The sequence below is a fragment of the Streptomyces sp. NPDC005808 genome (assembly GCF_042871385.1).
Classification (GTDB): Bacteria; Actinomycetota; Actinomycetes; order Streptomycetales; family Streptomycetaceae; genus Streptomyces.
In genome coordinates, this window is record NZ_JBIAIK010000004.1 from 441,856 (window position 1) to 459,671 (window position 17,816).

Sequence of the window (17,816 nt, forward strand, 5' to 3'; positions counted from 1 at the left end):
GCGGTCGAGTACTGGCCCAACCCTACGGTCGTCCCTGCGGTCGGACCGTATTGAGGCCGTTTGCCGCCCTGTCTAGCCTCGGTTTCCGTACTGGAACTCGAATGCCCAACAGGGCATCTGATGAAAAGAGGCAGACTTCGATGGAGGATCTTTTCGCGGAACTGCGCGGCGGTGCCGGCCACCCCCGCCTCGAAGAATCCCTGCTGCCCGACCTCGAGCCGCATCCTGAGCGTCGTCACGAGCCTTTCCCGCTCACCGACATTCAGCAGGCCTATCTGATCGGTCGCCACAAGGGCCTGGAACTCGGCGGCATCTCCAGCCAGTACTACCTGGAATTCGACTGTCCCGGTCTCGACGTGAAGCGGCTGACCGAGGCCCTGCGGAAGGTCATCGACCGGCACGACGCGCTGCGTACGGTGGCCGGGCCGGACCAGACCCAACGCGTCCTCGCCGCGGACGAAGTGGCGCCGTACGTCATATCCGGCACGGACCTGCGAGGCCGGAGCGCCGCGGACCAGATCGCCGAAGTGGACAGGATCCGCGCCGAGTTGACCGACCAGGTGCTGCCCGTGGACCGGGCGCCGCTGTTCGACATCCGCGCCACGCTGCTCGACGGCGAGCGGGTCCGGCTGCACCTGGCCGTGGATCTGCTCTTCCTCGACATGCGCGGCCTCCACCTGCTCCTTGACGAGTGGCGCCGGTTCTACGACGAGCCCGCGTGGCGGCCCGAGCCGCTGGAGCTGTCCTTCCGTGACTACGTACTCGCGCAGGAGGGGCTGCGCGGCGGCGCCCTGGGCCAGGCCGCCGCCGCGTACTGGGCAGACCGCCTGGACACGCTGCCGCCCTCGCCTGAACTCCCGCTGGCCGCGGCGCCCGAGCAACTCGGCACCCCGCGGTTCGTACGGCACCGGGCGGTGCTCGCGCCGGAACGCTGGGAGACGCTGCGGGCGGCGGCCGGTCGGCACGGGCTGACCCCGTCGGGCGTGCTGCTCGCGGCGTACGCGGAGGTGGTGCGGACCTGGTCGCGGCGGCAGGAGTTCACCCTGACCGTCACTCAGTTCCACCGGCTCGGGCTGCACAAGCAGATCGACGATGTCATGGGCGACTTCCTCGCGCCGAGCCTCCTCGCCGTCGGCGGCCGGCCCGAGGAGACCTTCGAGCAGCGGGCGCGGGGCGTGCAGCAGCGGGCCCTGGAGGACCTGGAGCACTCCACGCACGGCGGCATCCGGGTGCTGCGCGAACTGGCCCGCCGCAAGGACGACGGCCGGGCGTCGATGCCGGTGGTCTTCTCCAGCATGCTCGGCGCCGACGGGCCGGGTGCGGGGCGGCTGGAGTCGTTCGGGGAGCTGGTCCACGACCACAGCCGGACCCCCCAGGTGTGGCTGGAGAACCAGATCCTGGAGCTGGGCGGACGGCTCTGCGTGAACTGGAACGCGGTCGAGGGCCTGTTCCCGGAGGGCACGCTGGAGGCCATGTTCGAGGCGTACCTGGTGCTGCTCGACCGGCTGGTGGACGACGCCTCGGTGTGGGACGAAACCCGCGGGATCGTGCCGCTGCCGACCGCGCAGGCCCAGGAGCGGGAGCGGGCCAACGCCACGGCCGAGGACGTCCCGCCGGCACTGTTGCACGAGCTGGTCGCCGAGGCGGCCGCGCGCCGCCCCGACGCGGTCGCGGTCATCACGCCCGGCGCGGAGACCACGTACCGCCGGCTCACCGAGGACGCGCACCGGATCGCGCACCGGCTGCTCCAGGGCCCCGGTGCCGGGCCGAACGAGCTCGTCGCGGTGTCGATGCGGCCGGGCGCCGCCCAGTTCTCCGCGCTGCTCGGCGTGTTGCACACGGGTGCCGCGTACGTGGCCATCGACCCGGAACTGCCGGAGGAGCGGCGCCTGAAGCTGCTGGCCCGATGTTCCGTGCGGTCGGTGGTGACCGAGCAGGACCTGCGGGAGACCCTGAGCTGGCCGCCGGGCGTGATGGTGGTGACCCCCGAGGACGAGGCCACCCTGAAGTGTTCCGCCGAGGCGCCCGAGCGCCGGCAGGGCCACGACGACCTGGCCTACGTCATCTTCACCTCCGGCTCCACCGGCGAGCCCAAGGGCGTGATGATCACCCACCGGAGCGCCGCGAACACCGTGCAGGACATCAACCGGCGTTTCTCCGTGGGTGAGGACGACCGCACGATGGCGCTCGCCCCGACCGGCTTCGACCTTTCGGTGTACGACATCTTCGGCGTCCTGGGCGCCGGCGGTACCGTCGTCGTGCCCGACCCCGCCCGCGCCAACGACATCGCCCACTGGTCGCAGCTCATCGGCCGATACGGCGTGACCATCTGGAACAGCGTGCCCGCGCCGATGCGGATGTGGATCGACTCACTCGGCGACGGGGGAGTCCCACGTGGCTGCCGACTGCGGCTTGCGCTGCTGAGCGGCGACTGGATCCCGGTGGACCTGCCGAACCGGATCCGGGAGAAGATCCCCGCGATGCGGGTGATCAGCCTCGGCGGCGCCACGGAGGGCTCGATCTGGTCGATCCACCACCCGATCGAGACCGTACGGCCCGAGTGGTCGAGCATCCCGTACGGCAAGCCGCTGGCCAACCAGACCATGCACGTGCTCAACCAGTGGCTGGAGCCGTCCCCCGTCGGGGTCACCGGCGAGATCCACATCGGCGGTATCGGCGTGGCACAGGGCTATTTGGGCGACCCCGAGCGCACCGCCGAACGCTTCCCGAGCCACCCGGTCACGGGGGAGCGCATCTACCGCACCGGCGACCTCGGCCGGTACCTGCCCGGCGGCGACATCGAGATCCTGGGCCGCGAGGACTTCCAGGTGAAGATCAACGGCTACCGCGTCGAGCTGGGCGAGATCGAGGCCGCCCTGCTGCGTCAGCCCGGGGTGCGCACCGCGCTCGTCACCGCGCCGGCTCACGCCCGCACCGGGCAGCGGCAGATCGCCGCCTACGTGGTGCCCGAACCCGGGGCGGACCCGGACCCGGCCGTGCTGCGCGAGGCGCTGACCGCCCTGCTGCCCGGCTACATGGTGCCCCACCGCTTCCTGACCCTGGACACCCTTCCCCTCACGACGAACGGCAAGATCGACCACAAGTCGCTCCCCGCGCCGTGGAACGACGACTCCGACACCGCCTCCTCGCGGGTCGCGCCCCGCAGCCCGGTCGAGGAGCACCTGTTCGCCCTCTGGTCCCAGCAGCTCGGCCACGGTGACTTCGGCGTGGAGGAGGGCTTCTTCGACATCGGCGGTGACTCCCTGCACGCCGTCGGCCTGCTCGCGCTGCTGCGCAAGGAGTTCGGCATCGAGGCCGACATGGAGCAGGAGATGGTCGAGGGGTTGTTCATGAACGCGTCGATCGCCTCGTTCGCCGAACTGGTCGCAACCGTCGAGGAGTCCGCAGCGTGACCACCAGCCCTGATCCCGTCGCGTCGGTCCGCGAGTGGCAGTACGTGATTGTCGGAGCGGGCTCCGCGGGAGCCGTGACCGCCGCCCGACTCGCCTCCCAGGGCTCCGGGAACGTCCTGCTCCTCGAGGCGGGCGGCGACCAGCCGAGCCCCCGGGACCGGGCCCATCCCCTGGCCGACGCCGGACGGCTCGTCCTGGCCGACTACAACTGGGACTACCGGGCCAACCTCCGTACCAGCGGCCGTTTGGAGGACCTGGTCCAGGGCCGCGCCGGAGCACCGGACGCCACGGGAGCCTCCGGCGGGGCCGGCGGCCGGTCGGCGGCCCGGGCCCTGTGGGAGCGCTTCCCCTACCAGCTCGGCAAGGTCGTCGGCGGCGGTTCCGCCGTCAACGGCGCCATCGCGCTGCGCGGGCTGCCCCGCGACTTCGCCGTCTGGGAGGCCGCGGGCAACCCGGACTGGTCGTGGGAGCACGTGCTGCCGTTCTACAAGGACATCGAGAACGACGCCGACTTCCCCGGCCGGCTGCACGGCGACAGCGGGCCGCTGCCGATCCACCGCACCCCGCGCGACCGGGTGCATCCACTGGACGCGGCGTTCTGGGAGGAGTGCAACCGGCAGGGCGTCGCCGACCTGCCGGACCTCAACGCCGGCGACGAGGCCGGGGTCGGCCCGATCCCCGGCAACGCCGTGGACGGCGAACGCATCGACGCCTCCACCGCGTTCCTCGCCGGCGCCCGTGATCTGCCCAACTTCCATCTGCGCACCGGCGTCCGGGTCACCCGGGTGCTGTTCGAGAAGGGCCGGGCCGTCGGTGTGGAGGCCGAGCTGGACGGCACGCTCACCACGATTCGGGCGGAGCGGGTAGTGCTCAGCGCAGGGGCCGTCGGCACCCCCGTCATCCTCCAGCGCTCGGGCGTCGGCGGCGCCGGGCTGCTCCGGGCCCTCGGCATCACGCCCGTGGCGGACCTGCCCGGGGTGGGCCGCGACCTGGTGGACCACCCCTCGGTCGTCATCTGGTCCAGGCCGGCCGACGGGGTGTGCACCCCGGGACTGCCCTGGCGGCAGGTCGCGGCCAGGATGAGCAGCGGCTTCGACGGCGACGTGGACATCCAGGTGGGGCTGCTCAACAACGTGGAGAGCCACACCATCCCCGGCTTCGTCGACCGTCTCGGCTGGCCACTGGTCGTCGGCATCTCGGTGATGCTGATGCGCCCGCGCTCGCGGGGCCGGGTCTTCCTCGACAGCGCCGACCCGTACGCCGCGCCCGTCATCGAGCTGGGCATCGGCACCGACCCCGAGGACGTGGAGCGACTGTGCCACGGCGTGCACCGGGCCTGGAGCTTCCTGCGTTCCCCCGGCCTGTCGAGCCGGCTGACCAAGACCCAGTTCTGGAGCGATCGGATGATCGCCAACGACGGCGTGGTGCGCAGCGGCGTCCGCCACATCATGAACCCCGGCTGGCACGCGTCCGGTTCGTGCCGGATGGGGCCGGAGACCGACCCGTGGGCGGTCGCCGACCAGGAAGGCCGGGTGCACGGCACCGAGAACCTGCGGATCGCCGACGCCTCGCTCTTCCCGGCCATCCCCAGCGCGCCCACCAATCTGACCACCCTGATGCTGGCCGAGAAGCTGGCCCGGAGCACGAAGGAGTGACCGTGCAGCCTGCATCCAGCCCACCGGTGCGGCTCTACTGCTTTCCGCACGCCGGGGCGACCTCGCTGTTCTACCGGGGCTGGCAGCCCCTCGGCGAGCCGCACCTGCTGGTCCGGGGCGTGGACGCGCCGGGCCGCGGCACCCGCCGCCGGGAACGGAAGGTCGCCGGTTTCCACGCGCTCGTACGGTCCATGGCCGAGCAGGTGGCGGCCGATCTGCTGGCGGAAGGGGAGCGGACGGCCGGTCCGCGCTGGGCGACCTTCGGGCACAGCTTCGGCTCGACGACGAGTCTGGCGGTGGCCGCGGAGGTGGCCCGCCAGGTCGGGGTGGCACCGGAACGGGCCGTGCTGTCCGGGGCGGTTCCGCCCCATCTCCAGCGGCCCGGTTCGCTGCTCGACTCCGTAACCGACGAGGAACTGCTCGCCAGGACCGCAGCCGACGGAGGGACACCGGCGGCCGTGCTCGCCGACCCGACCATGAGCCGCATCCTGCTGCGGATGCTCAGGGAGGACGACTCGGTCAGGGCCGAGTTCGCGCAGGAGGCGTCCGGGCTGCGGGTGGACTTCCCACTCACCCTGATCGCCGCCCGGGAGGACGTGTACGCCCCGCCCGAGAAGGTCTGGCGGTGGTCCGCGCACAGCTCGGCCCCGACTCGCCGGGTCGAGATCGACGGCGGCCACTTCGCGGCCGTACAGCGCCCCAAGGACATCCTGACCACCATCGCCGACGACACCGACCCCGGGGAGGGGTGACCGCGTGGCACGCAGCAGGTACGAGGCGGAGCACGAGCAATTCCGGGACACCTGCCGGGAGTTCCTCCATCGCGAGGTCCTGCCGCACCACGCCCGGTGGGAGCGGGAGGGCATCGTCGACCGCGAGGTGTGGCGCAAGGCCGGGCAGGCGGGGCTTCTCGGCATCGGCGTGGCCACCGCGCACGGCGGGGGCGGCGAGCCGGACTACCGGTACCCGGTGGTGTTCTCGCAGGAGATCATGTGGGCCCGGGCGACAGCGCCGGGCTTCGTGGCGCACAACGACGTCATCGCCACCTATCTGGCCGGGCGTACCACCGAGGAACAGCGCAAGCGGTGGCTGCCCGGGCTCTGTTCGGGCGAGCTCATCGCGGCGATCGCGATGACCGAGCCCGACGCCGGCTCCAACGTCACCGACATCCGAACGACCGCGGTCCGCGACGGTGACTCCTACGTCATCAACGGACAGAAGACGTTCATCACCAACGGCGAGAACGCCGACGTCGTCGTGGTCGCCGCCAAGACCGCCCCCGAGCGCGGCGCGCAGGGCATCAGCCTGCTGGTGGTGGAGCGCGGGGCGGCCGGTTTCACCCGCGGGCGGCGCATGGAGAAGCTGGGCTGGCACGCCAGCGACACCTGCGAGCTGTTCTTCGACGACTGCCGGGTGCCGGCCGGGAACCTGATCGGCAAGGAGAACGCCGGTCTCGCCTACATGATGGCCGGGCTGCCCCGGGAGCGGCTGAGCATCGCGACTGTGGCGGTGGGTGCGGCCGAGCGGATGCTCGCGGACACCCTGGAGTACGTCAAGAAGCGCGAGGCGTTCGGTCGGCCCATCGGCAGCTTCCAGCACAGCCGCTTCCAACTCGCCACGATGGATACGGAACTGACGATCGCTCAGGTCTTCCTGGACCACTGCGTCGCCGAACTCAACGCCGGACGGCTCTCGGTGACCGACGCCGCCAAGGTGAAGTGGTGGACGACCGAGCTCCAGGTCGACATCGCCAACCGCTGCCTCCAGCTCCACGGCGGCTACGGCTATCTGAAGGAGAGCGCGATCTCCCGGGAGTGGGCCAACAGCCGGGTGCAGACGATCTACGGCGGTACGACGGAGGTGATGAAGGAGCTGATCGGCCGGTCTCTCGGCCTCTGAACCATCCGTGCCCTGCGCCGCCCCGCCCCCCTGCTGGGGTGGGGTGGGTCGGGGCGGTGCGTGGTGTCAAAACGGCATCCGACATTGCTATTTCAGGAACCGGCCGGTCTAATGCGCGACGTGGATCACTCCTCGACCATCACCCAGGCCCTGTCCGCGGTCGGGCCGCGGCTCAAGCGGGTGCGTACCGCTCGTGGTGTCACCCTCGCCGCGCTGGCGGAGGCCACCGGCATCTCCAAGAGCACGCTGTCGCGCCTCGAAGCGGGACAGCGCCGCCCCAGTCTCGAAGTGCTGCTGCCCATCGCCCACGTCTACCAGGTCCCCCTCGACGAACTGGTCGGCGCCCCGGAGGTGGGCGACCCGCGCGTCAGGCTCAAGCCGCACGCGGTGAACGGCAACACCGTGCTGCCGCTGACCCGTCAGCCAGGCCCGCTGCAGAGCTACAAGATAGTGCTGCCGGCGAGCCGCGCCGCGCCTGAGCTGTGCACCCACGAGGGGTACGAGTGGCTCTACGTGCTCTCCGGGCGGCTGCGTCTCATCCTGGCCGACCAGGACCTGGTCCTCGGCCCCGGCGAGGTGGCCGAGTTCGAGACCCGGCTGCCCCACTGGTTCGGCAGCACCGGGGAGGGCCCGGTCGAGGTGCTGAGCCTCTTCGGCCGCCAGGGCGAGCGGATGCACGTACGCGCCCGGCCGACACGCCGAGCGCCCGCCTCCGGCACATGAGCCGGAGGCAGGCAGGGGGCGGAGGCGGCGCCGTGGCCGTCACCCGCTGGCTCAGGAAGCGGGGACGGGCGACTGCTCGGCAGCGGCGCGGTGCGCGGCGAGGTCGCGCTCGACCTCTTCGTCCACCAGGTCGTGGTTGAGGGCGAAGGCGGCCGCTGCCCCCATGCCGGCCGCCGTGACGGCCTGGGCGCGCGGGTCCACCACATTGCCGACGGCCCACAGGCCGGGGCGGCTGGTGCGGCCGGCCCGGTCGGTGACCAGCCAGCCCTGCTCGTCGACCTCGCAGCCGAGGCCGTCGAAGGCCCCGGCGTTCGGGGTCATCTTCGGGAAGAGGAACACTCCGGAGCACTCCAGCGTCCGCCCGTCGGCGAGTTCCACCGCGTGGAGCCGTCCGTCCTTGCTGAGCAGGCCGGACACCGGCCCAACGGCCACTTCGATCCCGCGCGCGTCCATGCGCTCCCGCTCCTCGTCGGTGAGCGGCCGGCTGTGCGGGACGTACGTGATGTGGGGCGACCACTGGCGCAGCAGCAGCGCCTGCCCGGGGGAGGCGGGATGCACGCCGAGCACGACGATCGGCAGGTCGCGGACCTCGTAGCCGTGGCAGTACGGGCAGAAGTGCACGTCGTCCCCCCACATCGCGCGCACGCCGGGGATCTCGGGCAGCTCGTCGCGCAGGCCTGTGGCGAGCACGACGTGCCGGGCGTCCAGCACCGCGCCGCCTTCCAGGCGCACCACGTACGCCCCTGTCTCCCCGGCCTCCACCCGCTCCACCCGGCCGTCGATCCGAACCGCGCCGTAGCGCGCTGTCTCCGCGCGGCCGGCCTCGAGCAGGGTGAGCGGGGGGACGCCGTCACGGGAGAGGAAGTTGTGCATGTGGGCCGAGGGAGCGTTACGGGGCTCCCCGGCATCGACGACGGCGACGGTGCGACGGGCCCGGGCCAGCACGAGCGCTGCGTTCAGCCCACCCGCCCCGCCGCCTATCACGATGACGTCGTACGAGGTTCGGTCGCTGGTGTTGTTGTTGGCGCCGGTCATGGCGATCACCTCCGCCGCAAGCGTGCGGTCCGCCGCCCTCCCGGGCAATCCTTGTTGCCGTTTCCGGGACAGGTCTCCGCGCCCGTGTCCGGCGGGCCGGGAGTGTGCGGCCGAAGGCGGCGCCGCTGCGGGTGCGGACGAGGCCGGCAGGGCCTTCGGTCCCGGCCTCCGTGGCCTGTACCCGGTGTGGCGTAAAAGAGCTTCCTGGCCACAACGGGCGTGGTGCAGAGTGAGCCGCGGCAAGTCGGGGGACAGCCGTGCGGGGGATGCAATGCTGCGCTTGCACATCACCAGTGAGGATCTCTTCAGGGTCAGGTTCGCGAGCGGACCTGACCCCCTGTCGGAAACCGTGATGAGCGTCAGGCTGCTCCGCGGCGCTCGGGGCGGTGCCGTGTTCGACCCGTGGCGGGCGCAGGTCCGCGACCGGCTCCGTCGACTTCCGCAGCGGTACGTGCGTCTGCTGCGCCATCTGGTGCCTGCGACAGGCGACTTACCGGGTTTCCTGACTCCGCAGCGGGCGGAGCAGGGGCTGGAGGCGGGGATCGAGGCGGTGCTCGGCACCCCGCGCGTCCGGCTGCGGCGGGAGCTGTCGGCGCTGCCGGGGGCGCCGTCGTGGATACGGCCGTTGGCGGAGGGCGAGCCGGCAGCGCTGGCGCGGCTCGGCGCGGCACTTCGTGCGTACCACGACGCGGCGATCGCCCCCTTCTGGCCGCGGGTGCGGTCACTCGTCGACGCGGAACGCGCCGCCCGGGCCCGCACCTTGCTCGACCACGGGACCGAAGGGTTACTGGCCGCGATGCGGCCCGCGATGCTGTGGCAGGCACCGGTGCTCGAGGTGGCCCACCCCGTGGAGCGCGAGATCCGGCTGGCCGGGCGGGGGCTGGTGCTGGCGCCCTCCGCGTTCTGCTGGCGCCGGCCCGTGACCGTCGTCCACCCGGGGCTGCCGCTGGTGCTGATGTATCCGGTCGAGCGGGGACCGGAGTGGTGGACCGGCCCCCACCACGCGCCCGGGGCCCGGGCGCTGGCGAACCTGCTGGGTCCGACGAGGGCCGCGTGCCTCACGGTCATCGGAAACAGCTGCACCACAAGCGAACTGGCCCGCCGCACGGGGGTCACCGCGCCCACGGCGAGCCTGCACGCCACGACGCTGCGGGCGGCGGGCCTGACCACCTCGACGCGTCAGGGGAACACCGTGGTGCACACCCCGACCCCGCTGGGTTCGGCGCTGCTCAGGGCGGCCGGCCCCTGATGCCTAGACCACGTCGCAGTTGCGCAGCGCGTTCCAGGTGGAGGGGCCGACGACACCGTCATTGGGGATGGCGTGGTCGTACTGGAAGCGGCGAAGGGCGGTCGCTGTCGCCGAGTCGAAGATGCCGGTGATGGGACCCGCGTAGTAACCGCACTGGGTCAGCAGGCACTGCAGTTCCTTGACCGTGTTGCCGGTGCTGGGGTAGCCGATCGTGGGCGGTGTCACGCGGTTGTCATAGCCGCAGTACCAGGCGGCCGGCCGGACGTCGGCGGACGCGGCCTTGGTTGCGGCGTCAGGGGCTCCGGTGAGGGCGACGGCCTGCGTGCCGAGACCGGCGGTCAGGGCGGTGGCTGCCACGGCCGCCGCGATCGAGCGTAGGGATGGCATGAGCCTTCCTTTCTGGGCGGGAGCGGAACGGATGAAGCCGCCCCGGGGGATCCGGGGCGGCTCGTGGCGCGGCGATCAGCAGTTGCGCAGACAGTTCCAGGTCTGCGGGCCGACGATGCCGTCGTACTGAAGCCCGTAGTCGGCCTGCAGGGCGTAGACGGCGGACCGGGTGGCGGAACCGAATTGGCCGTCGATCCCGGACGAGCCGACGGAGTAGCCGAGCGAGATGAGCAGGCACTGGGCCTCGCGGACCGTGTTGCCGGTGCTGCCGTATCTGATGGTGGGCGGTGTCACACGGTTGTCGTAGCCGCAGTACCAGGCGGCCGACTCGACAGCGCCGGTGGTGGCCACGTCGCGGGTCGGCGCGGCGGAGGCCGAGCCGGCCGTCAGTACGGTGCCGCCGGCTATGACCGTCGCGGCCAGGAAGGCCGACACGGCGGCATTGCGGATGCGCATCATGGATTCTCCTCGTCAGCGGTTCTGGATCCTGGAGGAGCGGTCTGCCCCCACCCTGGATTTCGCCAGCATGGCCTGGCAGGCACGTGCCGAGCCAGGTTCTTGTGTCCTGGCCTAAAAGCGCAGGTCGGCGCGGTGCGGATGCCCGTGTGCTGCACAACCGGAAGCTGACCCACAGTCAACAACCGGAAGCTGACCCGCAGTCGATGGAGGAGCTCCGGCGACCCCTGGCGCGGGCGGGGCCGCCGGGGGCTTCGTGGTGGTTGCCCGGAGCCGACGGGGTGCGGCGCCGGGCGACGATCAGGTGGCGACCCAGCCTCGAACGGCGTGCGCCCCGACGCCTCGGACGGCGTGCGTCCCGACGCCTCGAACGTCCGCGAGAACAAGGGTTCGTCCCAGACCCGGTTCGCCGTCGCCGTCGCCGCGAGATGGATCCCCCGACGGATGATCGCAGCCTCGGGCGGATTTCCGCGTGGTGTCCGGTCGTTGAGCCGCGTGCAAGGATGTCGCCCGTGACCGGATCGCCGTCCTCGCCTGTCGCCGAGAGCACGCCTCGCGACCACGGCCCGGGGCCCCGTGCCGCCGCCGCGCTCGTGTTCGGGTCCTCGGCCGCGGTCCTGGTGGTCGAGATCGTCGCTCTGCGGCTGCTGGCTCCCTACCTCGGCCTCACCCTCGAGACCAGCACCATGGTGATCGGCATCGCCCTCACTGCGATCGCCCTCGGCTCCTGGCTGGGCGGGCTCATCGCCGACCAGGTCGACCCGCGCCGGCTCATCGGCCCCTCTCTGGGGGTGTCGGGGGCAGTCGTGGCGGTCACCCCCGCCGTGCTGCGCACCACCGCGGAGTGGTCACCAGCGGTGCTCCTGCTGATCGCGTCGCTGACCATCCTGGTGCCGGGCGCGCTGCTCTCCGCGGTGACGCCGATCGTGACCAAGTTGCGTCTCACCAGCCTCGCCGAGACCGGAACGGTCGTCGGCCGGCTGTCCGGCTTCGGCACCGTCGGCGCCATCTTCGGCACCGTCCTCACCGGCTTCGTCCTCATATCGCGGTTGTCGGTCAGCGGCATCCTGATCGGCCTCGGAACCCTGCTGGTGGCCGGCGCGGCGCTGGTCGAGTGGCGAACGCGGGGGTGGAGCGGCACTCCTGCCCTCACCCTCGTGGTCGTGGCCGGCGGCCTCGCCACCACCGTCGCGCCCGGTGGCTGCGACACGGAGACCAAGTACCACTGCGCACGGGTCGTCGCAGACCCCGACCGGGCCGGTGGCCGCACCCTCGTTCTGGACGGCTTGCGGCACTCCTACGTCGACCTCGACGACCCTGCCTTCCTGGAGTTCGAGTATGTGCGCGCCATCGCGTCGGTCGTCGATGCCGCCTTTCCCGAAGGCCGGCCACTTGCCGCCCACCATCTCGGCGGCGGCGGGCTCACCTTCCCCCGGTACCTCGCGGCCACGCGGCCCGGGACGCACAGCCTGGTGTCCGAGATCGACAGCGGAGTCGTGCGCATCAACCGCGACCGACTCGGGCTGAGATCAGGAGCCGGCATCGACGTACGCGCCGAGGACGGCAGGCTCGGCCTGCGGCGGCTGGACACGGGCAGTCGTGACCTCGTCGTCGGCGACGCCTTCGGGGGCGTCAGCGTGCCGTGGCACCTCACCACGGTGGAAGCGATGACCGACGTACGACGGGTGCTCGACGAGGACGGCCTGTACGTCGCCAACCTCATCGATCACGGTGCCATGGCCTTCGCACGTGCCGAAGTGGCCACCCTCAGCGAGACCTTCGAGCACGTCGCCCTCGTCGGCGAACCCGCCGACATCGGCATCGATCCGACCGCCGCCCCCCGGGGCGGCAATCTGGTGATGCTCGCCTCCGACCGGCCGGTCGATCTGCGCGCGACCCAGGAAACGCTGGACGCCCGGCGGACCGGCTGGAAGATCGCCACCGGCGACGAGCTCGTCTCCTGGATCGGCGATGCCCAACTCCTCACCGACGACTACGCACCCGTCGACCAACTCCTCCAGCCCTCCAGCACACGCGGCAGCCGGTGACCGGACACCCGGTGTGCACGCGTCACACGAACCCGGCTCGGTCATGTCACGTCCGGGGCAGTCGTCTCGCGATGTTCCCGACGACGACGGCCGCGAACTCCGTTGCGGTGTCGCACAGTTGCTTGGACGGCTGCGGGGCGTACACGGTGAGCTGGAAGAGTTCGGTGGTGCGGTCGCCGACGGAGTCGGTGTAGGTGCGGTGCGGGGTCCGCACGGTGCAGCTGTCGTCCTCGGCCTCGTCGGCGATGAAGTAGCTCTTCGTGCCGGCGACGTCCACCGGCGTTCCGTCATCGGCGTCCAGCGAGTTGTCGCGGCTGAACTGGATCTCCACCGCACGGTCGCCGTCGTCGCTCGACCAGTCGCAGTCCCAGGATCCGAAGCCGCGGTCCCGGTTGTCGGCCTCGACGCCGGGAAGCCGCTCGAGCTCGGTGGCATCGAGCAGTGTGCAGGTGTCGAGCCGGGCCAGGGAGTCCGTGGCGGGCGCCGACGGACGCCGGGGCACCGGGCTTCCGGCCAGCACGCCGACCACGTGATCGGTGGCGGCGTCGGCCATCTCGCACGGATCGGGCGACGGAGTGTCGAACTGCTTCCCGATGACGCGGACCTGTTTGCCGTCGGCGGTCAGGACGGCCCGTGCACAGGCCTCCCCGTCCCGCTTGAGCGTCACGACCGTGAGGCCGCCGACCAGGCGACTCGACAGGACGTCGTCGAAATCGTCCCGGTCCGAATCCAGGTTGACCTGGACCTCCGCATTGTCGTCACCGCTGTTGTTGCGCACCAGGACGTCGCACCGGTCGATCTCCCCGTAGTCAGGGTCCAGTGCGGTGTCGCCGAAGCGGCTCAGCGAGGCTGCGTCGAGCAGTCCGCAGGGGTCCGCCGTCCGCTCGTCGCCGATGGCGCCGGCCTGCGCCGTGGCAGACGGTTTCGCGTCGGCCGCGCCGGTACGGCCCCCCTTGTCGGCCTCGTCCTTCGAGGCCCACGGGCCGAAGACGGCGAGGCCGGCCGTGATCGCGCCCGCCGCGACCAGGGCCACCGCCGTGATCGCCAGAGGGTGGCGGCGTCGTCGACGTACGGGGGGCTGTGGCGGCTGGAGCATGAAGGGCGTGAAGTCCTGCGAGCGGCGCAGGAGTCCCGGCAGCCTGAGCGTGCGGGAGATGCGGTCCCCCGTACGGCCGTTGTGCAACTGCTCCTGGATGTACGGGGGCGGGGGTGCCGCGCGCGTCAGCAGCTGGTGCGCCCTGGCGGCGTCGGGCCGGCGCCGGGGCTCCACCTCCAGCAGCTCGGTGAGCGGCCCGTCCAGCGGGCCGGCCCGGTGCATGGGCTCGATGTGTCCCTCCACGGCCCGGGCCAGATACGCCATGAGGTGTTCGGCCTCCCCGTACGGCGACCGGCCCTCGACCGCCGCGAACAGGGAGGCGCCGAGTGAGAACACGTCGGACTTCTCGCTCGCGGACTGGCCCTTGGCCAACTCCGGTGCCAGATACCGGGGTTTGCCCCGCACACTGCCCGGCGCGCTGTGGGTGACGTCGCTCCACAGGGCCCGCGAGATCCCGAAGTCGGTCAGTCTCGCGATGCCTTCGTCGGTGACGAGGATGTTCTCCGGCGTCACATCGCCGTGCACCACTCCCGCGTGATGGGACTTCACCAACGCGGCCGCGATCTGACAGCCGATCGACCCGGCCTCCTCGGGCGTGAGCGGGCCGCTCTCCGTCACGATCTGCGCGAGGCTGCGCGAGGGGACGTACTCCATGATGATCCAGCAGGTGGCGCCCTCATCGACGAAGTCGAAGACGCCCACGATGTTCGGGTGGTGCAGCCGCCCGGCGTTGCGCGCCTCGACCATGAGCCGTCGCGTGGCCCGATCGTCGTCCAGGCGCCCGCACTTGACCGCGACCGGCCGTTCGAGCCGCTCGTCCCAGGCCAGCCAGACGACGCCCATTCCGCCTCTGCCGATGGGCTCCTGCAAGAGATACCGGTCAGCGATCCTGTCCCCGGCCTCCGGCGTCACCAGCACCGCCCCACCCCTCGCCCCACACCCGGCCCTCCTGTCAGGTCACGGAGTGTACTCAGCAAGAACTTGACAGTGATCTACTTCACCGGACTTCGCGCGGACCCGCCCACAACCCCCACAGTGAAGGTCCGACGATCGCGGTCGACGAACTCGCCGGATCCTTCGGGGCCCGCGGGACCGCACAGGCCGGTTCGCCCGGCTCGTCCGGCCTGTCTTGAGGCGTAGTGTCGGCGTGCCCGCCGTCCACCAGGCGCCCGTACCCCGGCCGCGACCACATCCCGTGGGCACTCGCCGGCACGAAGCAGAGGGAAGTGGCACACGACGATGTACGACCAGACACGCGCCCAGCAGCCCGCGAGCAACCTCCCCGGCCGCGCCGAGCGCCGCACCCCGGGCCCGGAGCCGCTCCTCCCCCCGGACGAACGCAGCCGGATCGACCTGCGCCTCCAGAAGGCCCTGAACACCTTCGACGACAACCCGACCCAGGCCCTGACAGAGGCCCAGGACGCCTTCGACGAAGCCACCGCCCAGCTCGTGAGCACCCTCGCGGAACGGCGTCGCGAACTGCACGCCGCATGGCAGGAGCAGGAGCGGGAACACGAAGAGGGCGAAGGCCGGAGCGAGGGTCAGGATCCGGAGGCGCGGGCGGCCGAACTCCGGCTCGCGCTGAGGCAGTACAGGGAGATCACACAGCGGTTGCTGCGCATCTAGGCGGCAGTCGTTCAGGCGTCGTAGCCGTACGAGGAATTCCGATTCCGACATTCCCATTTGATTGCATCAATTCAACCAAATGGGAAGAACAAGATAAATACACCTAGAAGCACTTTCGGCAGTAAAATGGACATCGGGTCGGCGCACTCCGACGTGCGGCCGCCCCTGAGGCCGACTCCGGCGTGTCCGCGCCGGAGTCGTTTGTCGCAGTCGTTCGGCTCGGCAGGAGGGAGACGGCATGATCCAGTCAGCCGACATCCGCGAGTGGCGCACCCATGACGTCGTCGACCCGAAGGGGCACAAGATCGGCGTGCTCGAAGCGGTCTACGTCGACACCGCCACCGACGAACCGTCCGTGGTCACCGTCCTGACCGGGCTGCCGACCCGACGGCGCCTGGTCTTCGTACCCCTCGACAAGGCACTCCTCGGGCCGGGCTACGTCAAGGTGTCCTACGACAGGAACCAGGTGCGCAAGGCCCCCTCGATCGGCACGGACGACGTCCTGCCCGCCGAGCAGGAACCCGGGATCTTCGAGTACTACGGCCTGGCCTATCAGCCCGGCGCGGGCGGCGAGCGGCAACTCGCACGCCGCTGATCGCCCGTCCGGCCCAAGGGAGGTGTTCGAGTCTTGGTGCTCTTCCTGCTGCTCGCGCTCGTCGCCGTGGTGCTGGGGATCATCGGTGCGGCAGCCGACGGTCTGGGCTATCTGCTGATCATCGGCATCGTGGTGCTCGTGGCCGACGTCGCCTTCGCCACCGTACGACTGTCCCGGCGCGCCCGGCGGCGTCCCCTGCGCTGACCGGGTCCCGGCCGAGCGCGAAGCACGTCAACGCCGCCATCCGTCGCGACGTCAGGCCGCTTCCTCCAGCACGTCCTCGGCGCCCCTGGGCCCGCCCGCGCTTCGGCGCACCGCCGTCCGTCCGGAGGCCATCACCAGCGCCGTGCCCAGCGCCAGACCGAGCGCGGGCAGCACGGGGAACCGGCCGTCGTAGGCGAACCCCCGCACGGCGAAGCGCGTCAGCGCGACGGTGCTCGCCGCCAGGCCGAGCCACAGCGGCCAGCGGCGGTGCGGGCCGGCGTCCGGCCGCCTCCACTCGTACAGGAGTGTCAGCGCCCGCTCCAGCGGCCGCAGTGCCGTGACCACGCCGGCCAGGATCAGGCCGAGCACCAGCAGCCACGGCACCCGCAGCCCCCACCAGGCCACCGAGCCGTACTCGGGCTGGGGCGCGAGCCCCGTCAGGTAGAAGGCGGCGGCCGCGACCAGCACCGGCACCATGTGCCACAGGTAGAGCGTCATGCTGGCGCCGCCCACCGCACGCGCCGACCGCCACACCCGCTCGCGGGCCAGCAGCCTGCGCAGAGCCGGTGCGGCGAGCAGGCACAGCCCGGCCTGGGCCACCACCCACGCCAGCATCGCGGCCGACGGCGGATCGGTGTTGCTGGGGGTCTGCCCCGTCACCAGGATCAGGCTGACCGGGAACGGCCCGAGCGTGATCAGCGCGGCGAAGGCGAGCCCGCCGCCCGCAGCCATCAGGGCCGGCCCGCGGCCCGTCGTCAGCAGTCCGTCCCGCCAGCCGAAGCCCAGCTGGTAGGCGACGCCCCACACGAGCACGTAGTTGAGGAGTCCGACGTACGACGTATGGGCACTCACCACCCGTACGTCGACCGCGAGCGCGACCACGCCCATCACCACGGGGACGGCGAGCCCCCAGCGGCGGTGTGCCGCGTGCAGCGCCGGGGTGAGGGCGCTGAGCAGCAGATACACCGGAAGGAACCAGAACTGCATCGCCAGCGCCCAGCCCACCAGCGCGAGGGTGTCCCGGTCCACGCCCACCGCCGTGCAGATCCCGACGGCGGAGAGCACCGACGCGCTGTAGGCGGCCGTCGGAAGCAGCAGCCGCCGCGCCCGTCCCGCCACCCATCCGGACGCCGTCCCGCCCGCCGCCCGGGTCCGCGCCCAGGAGCCGCCCGCCGCATGGCCCCCGGCCAGGAAGAACAGCGGCATGACCTGGAAGGCGAGGGTCAGCCACTGGGTCCAGGGAATCGTCGCCAGCAGCTCGGGGGCGGCGATCTCCCCGCCGGGCTCCCGGACCAGGGCGGTGATCAGCCAGTGGCCGAGCACCACCAGGACGATCGCCCACGCGCGCAGGAAGTCGACGTAGCGGTCTCTGCTCATGCGTCGTCATGCTGCCGCAGGGCCGGAGCGAGCGTGGCGGGAAGTCCGGGCCG

General features: G+C 71.7%; 15 protein-coding genes. 10 read left to right on the forward strand and 5 right to left on the reverse strand.

The annotated features are described in order from the left end of the window. The first annotated feature begins 140 nt into the window (after window positions 1-140). The 5 genes from ACFYPC_RS12420 to ACFYPC_RS12440 all read left to right on the forward strand — a co-directional run bounded on the left by ACFYPC_RS12420 (window position 141) and on the right by ACFYPC_RS12440 (window position 7,690). Complete coding sequence (locus tag ACFYPC_RS12420; RefSeq protein ID WP_388674162.1) at window positions 141-3,413, forward strand: amino acid adenylation domain-containing protein; 3,273 nt, start codon at window positions 141-143, stop codon at window positions 3,411-3,413. Further along, entirely contained in the window at window positions 3,410-5,068 is a 1,659-nt protein-coding gene (locus ACFYPC_RS12425) for a GMC family oxidoreductase (protein WP_388674164.1), read from the forward strand. The genes ACFYPC_RS12420 and ACFYPC_RS12425 overlap by 4 nt, the downstream gene beginning before the upstream one ends. Before the next feature lie 2 nt (window positions 5,069-5,070). After that, window positions 5,071-5,820, forward strand: a complete 750-nt coding sequence (locus ACFYPC_RS12430) for a thioesterase II family protein (RefSeq protein ID WP_388674166.1) — start codon at window positions 5,071-5,073, stop codon at window positions 5,818-5,820. A gap of 4 nt (window positions 5,821-5,824) precedes the next feature. Continuing rightward, on the forward strand, window positions 5,825-6,967 hold the full coding sequence (locus ACFYPC_RS12435; protein ID WP_388674168.1) for an acyl-CoA dehydrogenase family protein: 1,143 nt from the start codon (window positions 5,825-5,827) through the stop codon (window positions 6,965-6,967). A gap of 111 nt (window positions 6,968-7,078) precedes the next feature. Then, window positions 7,079-7,690, forward strand: coding sequence for a helix-turn-helix domain-containing protein (locus tag ACFYPC_RS12440; RefSeq protein WP_388674170.1), 612 nt, complete (start codon window positions 7,079-7,081; stop codon window positions 7,688-7,690). A 51-nt stretch (window positions 7,691-7,741) separates the two neighbouring features. On the opposite strand, the gene ACFYPC_RS12445 is transcribed toward ACFYPC_RS12440, so the two are convergent. Continuing rightward, a complete protein-coding gene (locus tag ACFYPC_RS12445; RefSeq protein ID WP_388674172.1) occupies window positions 7,742-8,725 on the reverse strand; it encodes an NAD(P)/FAD-dependent oxidoreductase in 984 nt (327 codons plus the stop codon). A gap of 352 nt (window positions 8,726-9,077) precedes the next feature. On the opposite strand from ACFYPC_RS12445, the gene ACFYPC_RS12450 reads away from it, so the two are divergent. After that, complete coding sequence (locus tag ACFYPC_RS12450; protein WP_388674174.1) at window positions 9,078-9,974, forward strand: ArsR/SmtB family transcription factor; 897 nt, start codon at window positions 9,078-9,080, stop codon at window positions 9,972-9,974. Between the two features lie 3 nt (window positions 9,975-9,977). On the opposite strand, the gene ACFYPC_RS12455 is transcribed toward ACFYPC_RS12450, so the two are convergent. Further along, on the reverse strand, window positions 9,978-10,361 hold the full coding sequence (locus ACFYPC_RS12455) for a peptidoglycan-binding protein (RefSeq protein WP_388674175.1): 384 nt from the start codon (window positions 10,359-10,361) through the stop codon (window positions 9,978-9,980). 75 nt (window positions 10,362-10,436) lie between these two features. Continuing rightward, window positions 10,437-10,820: a peptidoglycan-binding protein gene (locus ACFYPC_RS12460; RefSeq protein WP_388674177.1), complete on the reverse strand. Its 384-nt coding sequence runs from the start codon at window positions 10,818-10,820 to the stop codon at window positions 10,437-10,439. A gap of 509 nt (window positions 10,821-11,329) precedes the next feature. On the opposite strand from ACFYPC_RS12460, the gene ACFYPC_RS12465 reads away from it, so the two are divergent. Then, window positions 11,330-12,865: a fused MFS/spermidine synthase gene (locus tag ACFYPC_RS12465; protein WP_388674179.1), complete on the forward strand. Its 1,536-nt coding sequence runs from the start codon at window positions 11,330-11,332 to the stop codon at window positions 12,863-12,865. A gap of 46 nt (window positions 12,866-12,911) precedes the next feature. On the opposite strand, the gene ACFYPC_RS12470 is transcribed toward ACFYPC_RS12465, so the two are convergent. Then, a complete protein-coding gene (locus ACFYPC_RS12470) occupies window positions 12,912-14,879 on the reverse strand; it encodes a serine/threonine-protein kinase (protein WP_388674181.1) in 1,968 nt (655 codons plus the stop codon). A 321-nt stretch (window positions 14,880-15,200) separates the two neighbouring features. Between ACFYPC_RS12470 and ACFYPC_RS12475 the strand changes: the two genes are divergently transcribed. The 3 genes from ACFYPC_RS12475 (at window position 15,201) to ACFYPC_RS12485 (ending at window position 16,386) form a co-directional block, all read left to right on the forward strand. After that, the gene (locus ACFYPC_RS12475; RefSeq protein ID WP_388674183.1) at window positions 15,201-15,587 is read left to right on the forward strand and encodes a hypothetical protein; all 387 of its coding nucleotides are present in this window, start codon (window positions 15,201-15,203) and stop codon (window positions 15,585-15,587) included. Between the two features lie 238 nt (window positions 15,588-15,825). Beyond that, window positions 15,826-16,182, forward strand: coding sequence for a PRC-barrel domain-containing protein (locus ACFYPC_RS12480; protein WP_388674185.1), 357 nt, complete (start codon window positions 15,826-15,828; stop codon window positions 16,180-16,182). Window positions 16,183-16,215: 33 nt separating this feature from the next. Continuing rightward, the gene (locus ACFYPC_RS12485; protein ID WP_385730254.1) at window positions 16,216-16,386 is read left to right on the forward strand and encodes a hypothetical protein; all 171 of its coding nucleotides are present in this window, start codon (window positions 16,216-16,218) and stop codon (window positions 16,384-16,386) included. 51 nt (window positions 16,387-16,437) lie between these two features. Here the strand turns inward: ACFYPC_RS12485 and ACFYPC_RS12490 are convergent, their stop codons facing one another. Further along, window positions 16,438-17,763, reverse strand: coding sequence for an acyltransferase (locus ACFYPC_RS12490; protein WP_388674187.1), 1,326 nt, complete (start codon window positions 17,761-17,763; stop codon window positions 16,438-16,440). Window positions 17,764-17,816: the final 53 nt, after the last annotated feature.